12 protein-coding genes are annotated in these 11,343 nt (G+C 34.6%); 7 read left to right on the top strand and 5 right to left on the bottom strand.

Going from position 1 to position 11,343, the window contains the following annotated elements:
- Positions 1-345: 345 nt before the first annotated feature.
- Together BR72_RS10190 and BR72_RS10185 are read right to left on the bottom strand one after the other, a co-directional pair.
- Complete coding sequence (locus BR72_RS10190; protein ID WP_035432605.1) at positions 346-984, bottom strand: SdpI family protein; 639 nt, start codon at positions 982-984, stop codon at positions 346-348.
- Between the two features lie 10 nt (positions 985-994).
- Positions 995-1,258, bottom strand: coding sequence for an autorepressor SdpR family transcription factor (locus BR72_RS10185; RefSeq protein WP_035432604.1), 264 nt, complete (start codon positions 1,256-1,258; stop codon positions 995-997).
- Between the two features lie 279 nt (positions 1,259-1,537).
- Here BR72_RS10185 and BR72_RS10180 point away from each other — a divergent pair, with 279 nt between their 5' ends.
- Positions 1,538-1,963: a thioredoxin family protein gene (locus BR72_RS10180; protein WP_035432603.1), complete on the top strand. Its 426-nt coding sequence runs from the start codon at positions 1,538-1,540 to the stop codon at positions 1,961-1,963.
- A gap of 235 nt (positions 1,964-2,198) precedes the next feature.
- Complete coding sequence (locus BR72_RS10175) at positions 2,199-2,555, top strand: hypothetical protein (RefSeq protein ID WP_035432602.1); 357 nt, start codon at positions 2,199-2,201, stop codon at positions 2,553-2,555.
- A gap of 61 nt (positions 2,556-2,616) precedes the next feature.
- On the opposite strand, the gene BR72_RS10170 is transcribed toward BR72_RS10175, so the two are convergent.
- A complete protein-coding gene (locus BR72_RS10170; protein ID WP_035432600.1) occupies positions 2,617-3,270 on the bottom strand; it encodes a hypothetical protein in 654 nt (217 codons plus the stop codon).
- 229 nt (positions 3,271-3,499) lie between these two features.
- Here BR72_RS10170 and BR72_RS10165 point away from each other — a divergent pair, with 229 nt between their 5' ends.
- From BR72_RS10165 to BR72_RS10140, 5 genes are all read left to right on the top strand, one after another.
- Positions 3,500-4,195 (top strand): response regulator transcription factor, encoded by a 696-nt coding sequence (locus BR72_RS10165; RefSeq protein ID WP_035432598.1) that lies wholly within the window; start codon positions 3,500-3,502, stop codon positions 4,193-4,195.
- 3 nt (positions 4,196-4,198) lie between these two features.
- Positions 4,199-5,203 (top strand): sensor histidine kinase, encoded by a 1,005-nt coding sequence (locus BR72_RS10160; protein WP_035432596.1) that lies wholly within the window; start codon positions 4,199-4,201, stop codon positions 5,201-5,203.
- Positions 5,204-5,432: 229 nt separating this feature from the next.
- Positions 5,433-7,403 carry an FtsX-like permease family protein gene (locus tag BR72_RS10155; protein ID WP_035432594.1) on the top strand — a complete coding sequence of 657 codons (1,971 nt, stop codon included), beginning with the start codon at positions 5,433-5,435 and terminating at the stop codon, positions 7,401-7,403.
- Between the two features lie 294 nt (positions 7,404-7,697).
- Complete coding sequence (locus BR72_RS10145) at positions 7,698-8,450, top strand: ABC transporter ATP-binding protein (RefSeq protein WP_035432591.1); 753 nt, start codon at positions 7,698-7,700, stop codon at positions 8,448-8,450.
- A complete protein-coding gene (locus BR72_RS10140; RefSeq protein ID WP_035432590.1) occupies positions 8,447-10,429 on the top strand; it encodes an FtsX-like permease family protein in 1,983 nt (660 codons plus the stop codon). The genes BR72_RS10145 and BR72_RS10140 overlap by 4 nt, the downstream gene beginning before the upstream one ends.
- 52 nt (positions 10,430-10,481) lie before the next feature.
- Here BR72_RS10140 and BR72_RS10135 read toward each other — a convergent pair whose 3' ends face one another.
- Positions 10,482-10,673: a YjcZ family sporulation protein gene (locus tag BR72_RS10135; RefSeq protein ID WP_035432587.1), complete on the bottom strand. Its 192-nt coding sequence runs from the start codon at positions 10,671-10,673 to the stop codon at positions 10,482-10,484.
- A 367-nt stretch (positions 10,674-11,040) separates the two neighbouring features.
- A complete protein-coding gene (locus BR72_RS10130; RefSeq protein WP_035432585.1) occupies positions 11,041-11,343 on the bottom strand; it encodes a nucleotidyltransferase domain-containing protein in 303 nt (100 codons plus the stop codon).

Below are 11,343 nucleotides of genomic sequence, written 5' to 3'. Positions count from 1 at the left end.
CAAACTTACATTACTGCTTTTAGAAGCTCTTGTACGAATGGGAAGATTCCGCTTAAAAATTTAAAAACTGCCATTGCGATCGCCATTTTATTTCCTCCTCTTTTTGAATAGTACGATGTGTTACGTCTTTATGCTTTTATTATAGTAAGCGCATATGCGTTTATCAATAAGTTTTAATATGCAATATTTCATATCAAAATTCTCGTTCTTGAATGAAAACGATTAAAAACAATATATATCTGTTCAGGTGAAAATCCTGTAAATATAAAAACAAGGAAAGTTACTCTCTTTCCTTGTTTTACGCTATCATCGAAATATTTCTTTATATTACATGTATTTTTTCAACTACACTCTCATCTCTTTCTTATAAGCGAAATAAGAATACAGCATTGTGACTACCACACCACCTAAAACAGCAGTCAATATGATATATGTTCTCCAAGTAACAGGCGCAAAAATACTTCCGCACATCATGATTCCTAAAACAATAAATACTTTTCCGCTAAAACGATGAGTTTTGCGCCATACTTCTTCATTGCTTAATGTCCACGGCGTACGAATACCGATGAAATAATTTGGTTTACATTGCGGTAAATAGTTGCCAATGATCAGAAATAGTAGTCCTACTATCATCCCGCCAACAGACCCTATCGGTATATCATATCCTAATCCAACAAGTAGTGCAGACATATTCATTACAAATAAAACAAATAAAATAGCATTACTCATGATAGTTACACTTTTTCTAAATTTTTCATAGTTATCTTTTTTAGGGTCAATCCTTGGAACAAGAGTAAAAACTACGTATAAAAAAATCATTATACCAATATCAAATATCATCGAGAACTGCTTAGAGGCATAATTATTTACTTTATCATCTGCACCCCAGTGAACCGGAACCTCAGCCGGTAACTTGGGCCAGACGATGATCCAAGCTATTATTGTTAAAAGAATTAGAGCACATGGAAATATGTGTTTTTTCATTCTTATCCCCCTATTCCCCTCTATTCGTAAATGTAAACACCCACGATAACAAATCTTGAAACACAGTCGTATTTAATGAATACACAACGAACTGTCCTTTTTTCTCATCTTGAATGAGCGCTGCGTTTTTGAGCGCATTTAAGTGATGAGAGATACTCGGCTTTGTCATATTGAAGTGATCAGCAATTTCTCCTGCTGTTAAGTCGCCTTCTTTTAATAAGTCTAAAATTTTGCGCCTTGTTGGGTCTGCTAATGCTTTAAATGCTTGATTCAATGCCTTTCTTCCTTTCGCTAATTAGACATTTAGATATTTATCTAAATGTCTAATTCATTTCTTACATTTGTCAATTGCTTGAATACCTAGCAAGCTAATATGTTAAAGCACCCCAAAGGAAAATTTTCTCAATATCAATCCCGAAAATCTTCCATAAAAACTATTCGAAATAATCAATCAATAATTTATAATAACTTTTAAACTCGTCATTGTAATTATAAATTCTCGTTATACCAGAAACTTCAATTTATTAAATGAAATGGGGGAGAGACAAAGTATATGAAAAAAATGCTTATTTTTGCGATCACTATCCTCTCGATACTTGTAGTGATTACCTTTCTCACAAATAAGGAAACAAACAGCGAGAAAACAACAAGTGTAGAAACAATTAATTATTATGAAAATCAAATTACACCAGAACAATTACAACAAGATATTTCGAATCACAAAGCAAAAATTGTTTATTTTTACAAGCCAGCATGTCCTCATTGCTCAAAAATTTCCCCAATTGTAGTTCCTTTGGCTAAAAGCATGAATATTGATATGCAAGTTATGAATTTAGAAGATTATCCAAACGGTTGGAATATGTTTCAAATAAAAGGGACACCTACAATTATTTCTTATAAAGATGGAAAAGAAATGAATCGAGTTTTAGGGGAACAATCTCGAGAAACATTTAAGGACTGGTTTGAAAATAATAAATAAATTCTTCAAGTCTTTATTCATGTTATGTAACTAAAAGTTAAAGTTGAGAAATAACAAATCATTACTTTTATTGTTGTTTTTACCATTTTTTATATGTATTTTATAATAGAGTCATATATTTTTAGGGGACACTCCCTCATGCTTACCAAGAAAAATTAAATATTTACCTATCTTAGTTTGATAGGCATGAGGGGGGGATCCCCTATTAAAATAAAAATATACTAGGAGGTAAGACATGTTTAAAAAGATTGCATTCTCAATAGCTTCAATAGCAGTAGCTGGTTCTGTTTTATTTGCAAATCAGGATGTCTCCCATGCTCAGGGGTACTATCCAGTTCAAAAGACTGGTGGCGCAGGTTTGGATCTTCGTAACACTCCAACAATCAATGGTACGCGGACTGAAACAGATATTCCAGATGGGAACAGCCTCTTTTTATACTGCTATGTTAATGGTGAATCCTACTATGGAAGTAAAGTTTGGGATTTGGTACATGATAATTATTGGCGCGGCGATCTAAATTATGGTTATGCTCCTGATTATTTTATTAAAACTGGTTCATCTAGTCCAGTTGTTAGCTATTGTTCATTTTAATTATAAAATAATAAAAAAGGAATGAACCAAGCCATGCAGGCTTGGTTCATTCCTTTTTTACTCACATTTTAATCTCTACGGTTTTCAGAGCGCTTACCTCATTATTGGTCGTTTTATCTCGCACTACATCTGTAGTCACTTTTACATCTTTTAGATCTTTCGGAGCTTGAGATAGAAAACAGATTAACGTAAATTTCATTTTTTCTCTTGCCTTTAAGCTCCGATCTTTCGGATCTGCATCCATTTTATACACATCTACTTGTTCTCCGTTACTTAAAACTAGTGTTTTTATGGGACCTTTCCCCAAATCGAGCGGTTGATCCGAAGTATTTTCTAAAGTGGTTGTTAGTTGAATTGCATTCATTTCCTCTGTATTCAATCCTCGTTCTTCTAAATTATACTTTCCGATATCACTTACTTCTGTGCCCCGTACGATTTTAATTCGCTCCACTTTGATATTAAGTGGTCCCAGTTCAATAGTCGTATTTGGTTCACTCAATTGGTTCAAGACAAACATTCCAAATGCATGCTGCGCTTTATCTCCTACTTGAGTTAATGGTTCTTTATAAGGCTTAACTTTTACATTTGGTTGAGACGTTGTGGAATTTTTTCCACTGTCAGATTTCATTTCTGTCTCTGATTTTGTTTGACTGGAACACGCAGATACAAATATACACACCGATACAATCATCAAGAAGGAAAATATTTTTTTCATTTATAGACTCCTCTACTATAAAATATTATTAAGGCATTTCATCTTGTTGTACAATTCATAATTAATTGTAAATTAGTAGTTTGTGTTTTTGAATATATTCATTAGAAATATATGTAATCTTTACGTTGAGAAAATTTATACATGGGGTATCGTCAACATAATGAAAACGAAGAAAACAAATGTTACACTATATATACTATATACACAAAGTTAGAGGAGGCATTTACATATGTATAAAATTTTAATCGTAGAAGATGATCCTAGTATTTCATCTTTACTACAATCTCACATTCAAAAATACGGTTACGAAGCAATTATTGCAGATAACTTTGATGATATTATGGCTTCATTTAATCATACAAAACCACATCTTGTTTTATTAGATGTAAATTTACCGAAGTTTGATGGTTTCTACTGGTGCCGCCAAATTCGTCATGAATCCACTTGTCCAATTGTTTTCATTTCTGCTCGCGCTGGTGAAATGGAGCAAATTATGGCGATTGAAAGCGGTGCTGATGATTATATTACTAAACCGTTTCATTATGATGTTGTAATGGCAAAAATTAAAGGGCAACTACGCCGCATATACGGTGACTATGCACCGAGTATGACAGAACGCATCGTTGAAGTGGACGGATTAAAACTATATCCTGAAAGACCAGAGCTTCACTTTAGAAATGAGAACGTATTGCTCACAAAAAAAGAGGCAATTCTAGCAGAGATGCTTCTTTCTAAACACCCTCGCACAGCAAACAGAGAAGATTTGTTGTCGGCACTTTGGGATGATGAAAGTTTTGTTGAAGAAAATACATTAAACGTAAATATTACGCGTCTTCGTAAAAAGTTCACTGAGCTTGGAATCGAAAATGCAATCGAAACTGTACGCGGCTTAGGCTATCGATTAAACGCAACTTGGAGCGAATAAAGTATGAAGTTATTTCTACGTGATCACATTGACTTCTTCCTTCTTTACATTTTAAACTTTGTTATCATCTTCGTTTTGTACGATACCGTTGATGGTTTTAAAAACAACAAATTTTATTTTATTGTACTAAGTTTGTACCTATTCATTTGTTTTCTCGCTTATCGCTACGTTCGAAATCGCAGATTATATAAAAGGCTAAGTCAACTGCCTGACAAAATAGAAGATGCGTTCATTGAACGAGCAACTGCCCCTATGCCGCATGGCGTAAATGAGCTGGTTCGTATACAATATCGTCTGTTTCAAAAAGAATTACAGGCATATGAAGTAAAACAGCAAGAGCATCAAATGTTTATTAACCAATGGGTACATCAAATGAAAACGCCTGTTTCTATTATGCAGTTAATGGTGCTTGAAATGGAAGATGAGCATCTTATTCCAAAATTTAAACAAGAGATTGAAAAATTAAACCAAGGACTAGATATGGCATTATATATGGCGCGGTTAAATAATTTCCATGAAGACTTTCATGTAGAAACTATTTCGTTAAAAGACGCAGTTACAAAAAATATAAATAGCTTAAAAGAACTATTTATCCGAAACGGTGTCTTCCCTGTTTTAGAAGTGCATTCTGATGTAATGGTTGCTTCTGATGCAAAGTGGCTGAAATTCATTATTTATCAGTTAATGACAAATGCGGTTCGGTATTCAGGAGAAAGAGGAAAAAAAGTATTCTTATCTGCTGTTCAAAACGGGAAAGATGTTATTTTAGAAGTGCGTGATGAAGGTGTCGGTATTCCGCAAGAAGATATTCGCCGTGTGTTTGAACCATTTTATACAGGAAAAAATGGACGAACGTTTGGAGAATCTACTGGTATGGGCTTATATATTGTAAGTAAAATTTGCTCTTATTTAGGTCATTCTGTCAAATTAGATTCTGAGGTTGGTAAAGGAACAAGTATTAAAATTATTTTCCATAATGCTGCACTAAATAAAACGGATGGAGAGTAACTTATATTGAAAAAACGACCTAAAAACCTTTTCTTTTAGATGAGCGAGAGCTTCTGCCACGGGCATGGTTTAAAACAAAGAGAGACAGACAGCAAGTGGTGGTCTTGTTTTGTTTGCATAGCCACGACAAATGGGTTTATATAGCTTTATGACAAAGTGTATGAGGAATCCTTTCCTTATACACTTTTACAACATATAAGAATGACTTTAAGACTGAGAGGATAAAAATATGACATTTTGGCAATTTGCATTTAAGAACGTAACACGTAACTCCCGTGCTTATTTTGCCTACTTTCTAAGCAGTTCCTTTTCCATTACAATTTTCTTTTCATTTGCCGTGTATTTATTTCATCCTCGTTTACAAAATGCTACCACAACTTCCGGTATCGACACCTTAATGAGAGTATCTGAGGCTGTTATTGTATTCTTTTCATTTTTCTTTTTACTATATTCTACCGGTACGTTTTTAAAAGTTCGAAAAAAACAATTTGGCATTTTAACTGTTTTAGGGATATCCAAAAAGCAATTAAAACGCCTCATTTTCATTGAGAATATGTTAATTGGACTTCTTTCTATTTTTATCGGGATTCAAGTTGGTATTGTATTTTCACAACTTTTCTTATTAGTAACAGCAAAAATTACGCACATGCCTGGATTATATTTATATTTTCCAAAAGGTGCAATTCTGTTAACAACATCAACCTTTCTTGGACTCTTTGTCTTCGTATCAGCTTTCACCCCTGTTTTAATTCGAACGAGAAAAGCTGTACGTCTTTTAAAAGAAGGAAAAATAAAGCAAAATGAAAAAAAACCATCTATCATCGTTTCCTTGTTTGGCATTTTATGCTTACTATCTGGATACACGCTAGCAGGATGTCCAAAGTACTTTCTCTCAATAAGTGATACGATTGGTATACTATACGTTCTCTCTAGCATTTTTGTCATTCCAACACTAGTGACCGTTGGGACATACTTTTTCTTTTCACAAACTAGCTTTCTGCTCATTCATCTGTTGAAAAAAAGACGGAAGTTTTATATGAAACGAATTAATATGCTGTGGATTTCTGACTTAGCAAGCCGTATTCGTACAAATATTAATATGCTCTTTGTCGTAACGATGTTGTCCACTCTCGCCTTTACGATGATTACTTTTATCTATGGATTTGGGAAATTTACAAAGGCACAAATTATGAATGATAACCCATTCGCATTCACTTATCTTTCTTATGATGCGAATCCGATCGCTTCGCCGCATATCAACTGGTTAGAACAACAACTAAAAAAGGAGAAATTTGAATACAACAAAATAAAAGTAGACTTGTATGGTGTATCGTTACAAAATGGTTCAGATTTTCCCTATCAAGATGAAGTATATGTATTAAAGCAAAGTGATTATAATCAGTTAGCTACTGCATTACATTATAAAAAGCTGGTCTTGAAAGATGATGAAACATATATACTCCCTGGGTACTCTTATGAACTTATGTTTGGGAAATGGGACCAATCGCGCCAAAAACAGCCGATTATCCTTTCTCCACAGTCCTTGAAATTACACGTGCAAGGTGTAGGTGATAAAATTGTGACACCCTCTGGGATTATTTCAAATGTAATCGTCTTATCCGACAATACGGTACAATCCCTATCCTATGCTATGAAACATATGACGTTATATAACTTTAAAGTACAGAATTGGGAAAATGCGCATACAATTGCAGAATCATTCATCAAAAAGCTTTATGCGGATCGCCAACAAATTCATTCGAAAGAGCGTTTATATGAAGCTTTTGAAAGAAGTAATTCACTATACGAAGCGAAACTCCAAAATGCTTCCTTTTTCTTTATTGGTACGTTCCTTGGTATTATATTCTTTATCGGGGCTGGAAGCGTGCTATATTTCCGAATGTATACGGATTTAACGAATGAACAAGACAAATATATTACGATTACAAAAATTGGTTTAACACAGTCAGAAATGAAATGGTCAGCTACCATTCAGCTTGCTATCTTATTTTTTGTACCCTATATAATGGCTTCTATCCATACGATATTTGCTTCAAAAATGTGGAAAGGCGTAACAACATTAACCTTGTTTACTGAAGTTAGTGTTGTCCTTATCATTTTTGGAACGGTTGAAATTCTCTTTTTCCTTTTAATTCGCTCATTATATATGAAAAAGTTGTCCAAGCATATTAAACTATAAAGAAAAGCGGAAGCGGCTCGTTCAGAACAAGAGGAGGATGGAGCTTCTGACATAGAGGCGCTTTTTGCCTCGGCGGAAGACGCGAAGCCACCGACTGTTCTAGCCGCTGGAGCTGGATCATAAAGAAAAGCGGAGCCGACTGTTTAGGCCCGTTGGCTAAGGTTCTTTCACACATAAAGTGTTTTTTACCTTCTTGTGTGGAAGGTTCTTAGACATGAGGGCCTAGGAGGTAGAGCTAGACAAAGATGTTGAAAAATTCAAGTTGATTTATAGCGTTAGAAAGGTGATTGATATATGGAGGAAGTACTGCATATTCAAAATGTATCGAAAGTATATGAGGGGAAAGTCCCTCATACTGCTTTAAAAAATATTAATTTACATGTAGATAAAGGAGAATTTGTTGCGATTATGGGCCCGTCAGGAAGCGGGAAATCAACGTTATTAAATGTTATTTCGACCATTGATTCTCCTACAGCAGGAGAAGTCTTTATTAACGGAAAGCAGCCTCATACGTTTCGCAACGAAAAGTTAGCGATCTTTCGCCGGCAAGAATTAGGATTTGTATTTCAAAGCTTTAACTTATTAGACACACTAACAATTGGGGAAAACATCGTTTTGCCCTTAACATTGGATAATGTTCCACTTGCTGAAATGGATGAAAAGCTAGCTACCATTTCAAACAAGCTCGGTATCGATCATATTTTAAATAAACGAATTTTTGAAGTTTCCGGAGGGCAAGCGCAGCGTACCGCAGTAGCCCGTGCAGTCATCCATAAACCTTCATTACTTCTTGCTGATGAACCAACTGGTAATTTAGATTCGAAAGCTGCAATTGATGTAATGGAACTATTTACAAAGTTAAATAAAGAAGAACAAGCAACAATTTTAATGGTGACACATGATCCATTTGCTGCTAGTTATTGCAACCGCGTCATTTTTATTAAAGACGGTGGGCTTTATAATGAACTGCACCGCGGTCTGCACCGTGAAAAATTTTATCAAGAAATATTAGATGTATTAGCACTGCTAGGAGGAAGACGTGGATGAAGTTTTGGCAATTTGCTTTAAAGAATGTCGTTCGCAATTCAAGAGCTTATTTTGCTTATTTTTTAAGCAGCTCATTTTCGATTACGGTATTCTTTTCATTTGCCGTGTATCGATATCATCCACGTTTGCAACATGTACAAAACTATAAAGAAACAGGACCTCTTTTCGATTTAATTGGTTTTACTCAATTTGTAATTGTCCTGTTTTCTTTTTTCTTTTTGGTGTACTCAATTGGAACATTTTTGACCGTACGCAAAAAGCAGTTTGGCATTTTAACGATTTTAGGTATTTCACACAGGCAACTTAAGCGACTTCTTTTTTTAGAAAATATGATTATTGGGCTTCTGTCTACTTTTATTGGCCTCCAAGCTGGTCTTGTATTTTCTAACTTTTTCTTATTAATTACATCAAAAATTTCAGGTATTAACGGCCTTTATTTATATTGGCCATCAAAAGCAATTCAGACAACTATAGCAACATTTCTCATACTTTTTATCATTGTCTCTATCTTTACACCTGCTTTAATCCGAACAAAAAAAATCGTCCACCTTCTAAGTGAGGGAGTTCGCAAACAGAAGGAGAAACCTCCTTCTGTTATCATTTCAATTTTTAGTTTACTATGTCTATTTTCTGGTTATATTTTTTCCGCTTATCCGCAAAGTTATATAACAGAAAAAAGTTTAACAAACGGGATTGGCCTACTCATTATTTTGGCCATTATCCCTCTCGTTACAATTGGGACGTATTTTCTATTCTCCCAAGCTAGTTTTCTTTTCATTTTGATATTAAAAAAACGGCGCCGCTTTTATATGAAAAAAGCGAACATGCTTTGGATCTCTGATTTAGCATCACGCGTTCGCATCAATATTAATATGCTTTTTATCGTAACGATACTATCTGTAATAACTTTTACGACGATCACAACATTATATGCTTTTAATAAATACACAAAAGCTTCTATACTAGAAAGATTTCCTTTTCCATTTACTTATGTATCTTACGAAGGAAATGCATTAGAAACAAAGCATATTGCAGCACTAGAAAATGAGCTACATACAGACAAATTTACATATCAAAAGCATAAATCACTCATTTATAAAGATACTGCTGCTAACCAAGATATTTGGATTATGAAGCAAAGTGACTATAATATTCTCGCTACATCCCTAGGACGTTCTCAAATTCAATTACTAGAACATGAAACATATGTTATTCCAAAATATTCACCTGCAACATTAGAATTATTAATTAATCCTTTTCTTAAACAAAGCAATATTACGTTGGAATCTAATAAAAAAGAATTTCATATAAAAGAAATGGCTAACGGACCGATGATACCGGAGGGAGCTTTCACATACTTAATCGTACTGCAAGATCATGCTGTCGATAACGAAATTCCACATCTCGAACCCATTATGCTTTATAATTTCCAGGTGGATAATTGGGAAGATACACTGCCGCTCACAAAGCGTATTTTGCATATGATTGCAGCGGATGAAAAAAGTGTATTGCCAAATGCAGATCAGCAAGCAATACATGATAAGAAAGCACCTTTCTACATTTTCACATCAAGCGATGAATTATATGTCGATAAGCGCTGGAACGTTGCGAACTTCTTTATCGGTACATTTCTTGGCGTTATTTTCTTCATGGGAGCAGGAAGCGTTCTTTATTTCCGCATGTATAGCGATTTAGCGAGAGAAACAGAAAAGTATAAAACCATTACAAAGATTGGATTAACAAAAGATGAAATGATATGTTCGGCAACCATTCAATTAGCGATCCTATTTTTTGTTCCTTATATTATCGCTTCCGTTCATACAATCTTTGCGATTAAATTTATACAAAGTACACTTTCTTTTTCTCTCTTAAAAGAAGAAATTTTAATATTAGGCCTCTTCGGCATAATTGAAATCATCTTCTTTTTCCTTATACGCTCATTTTACATTCAAAAATTGTCACAACATATAAAGCTGTGAATAAAATAGCCTTGTGCAGAGCACAAGGCTATTTTCAATAGTTTTTAACTTATTAACAACAGCCGCCGTAACCGTAGCCACCATAGCCACCAAAACCACCGTAGCCACCGTAGCCACCGTAGCCACCACCACAGAAACAGCTAGCGCCGATAATGATTAATAAAATAAACAATACGATTAAAAGCGCAAAACCATTACCGTGACGATGTCCATGTCCATGCCCATGTTCACAACTTTCATTCATTACTCTTTTCCTCCTTTAATAAAATCCTTATTCTTTGTCAGATCCTTTCAGTGGATTCCATTTATCCTATGTTTAGGAAAAAAATAAGAAGCTTGTTCTTTTTAAAAACAGGCTTGTTCTAACATAAGATCTTATAAGATTTCAAGTCGATCCCTAGGTAAAAAATCCCATGAAGAATTTCGAAAAAAGGTGAAAGTGGAACAATCCGTGGTAACGCTCAAAACAGTGCAGCAGGCTGAAAAGTAAGAAAAAGGATTTTCAACTGATCATGCTGTTTCATACAAAAAGAGCAGCGATATGAATAACGCCACTCTTTTTATCCCGCTATTCGTGGGTCAGTAAGCTCCCCACTGACAGAAGTTTCACTTTATATACGCTGTGCAATCAACCGGCCTTCTCGTAAAATATGACGCTTCAGCTCGCTATCAAACAATGTATTCAAATGAACCGCAGAAACTTTTCCCATTCCGCTTAACTCTTCCATTAATAGAAACAAAAGCCATTGAAACTCACCTACTGAAATATGCGTTGTCTCAATTGCTATCTCATAATGCGAAGAAGATGTTGCTTCTTTTTTTGCATGAGATCCGAAAATGTACGCCACTTTTACAAACGGTGCCTCTAATAAACAATTTTGGATATGGCGCAGCGCATGTTCATGCTTTTGCAT

Origin of the sequence: Bacillus sp. UNC322MFChir4.1 (assembly GCF_000746135.1) — a bacterium.
GTDB lineage: Bacteria > Bacillota > Bacilli > Bacillales > Bacillaceae_G > Bacillus_A.
This window is presented reverse-complemented; position numbering and strand designations above follow the sequence as displayed.

Excerpts from the sequence above, each read along its gene's own strand:
- BR72_RS10155 (WP_035432594.1), top strand. The coding sequence starts at position 5,433 with ATGACATTTTGGCAATTTGCATTTAAGAACGTAACACGTAACTCCCGT.
- BR72_RS10165 (WP_035432598.1), top strand. The coding sequence starts at position 3,500 with ATGTATAAAATTTTAATCGTAGAAGATGATCCTAGTATTTCATCTTTA.
- BR72_RS10180 (WP_035432603.1), top strand. The coding sequence starts at position 1,538 with ATGAAAAAAATGCTTATTTTTGCGATCACTATCCTCTCGATACTTGTA.
- BR72_RS10175 (WP_035432602.1), top strand. The coding sequence starts at position 2,199 with ATGTTTAAAAAGATTGCATTCTCAATAGCTTCAATAGCAGTAGCTGGT.
- BR72_RS10135 (WP_035432587.1), bottom strand. The coding sequence starts at position 10,673 with ATGAATGAAAGTTGTGAACATGGGCATGGACATGGACATCGTCACGGT.
- BR72_RS10130 (WP_035432585.1), bottom strand. The coding sequence starts at position 11,343 with ATGCAAAAGCATGAACATGCGCTGCGCCATATCCAAAATTGTTTATTA.
- BR72_RS10170 (WP_035432600.1), bottom strand. The coding sequence starts at position 3,270 with ATGAAAAAAATATTTTCCTTCTTGATGATTGTATCGGTGTGTATATTT.
- BR72_RS10140 (WP_035432590.1), top strand. The coding sequence starts at position 8,447 with ATGAAGTTTTGGCAATTTGCTTTAAAGAATGTCGTTCGCAATTCAAGA.
- BR72_RS10145 (WP_035432591.1), top strand. The coding sequence starts at position 7,698 with ATGGAGGAAGTACTGCATATTCAAAATGTATCGAAAGTATATGAGGGG.
- BR72_RS10190 (WP_035432605.1), bottom strand. The coding sequence starts at position 984 with ATGAAAAAACACATATTTCCATGTGCTCTAATTCTTTTAACAATAATA.
- BR72_RS10160 (WP_035432596.1), top strand. The coding sequence starts at position 4,199 with ATGAAGTTATTTCTACGTGATCACATTGACTTCTTCCTTCTTTACATT.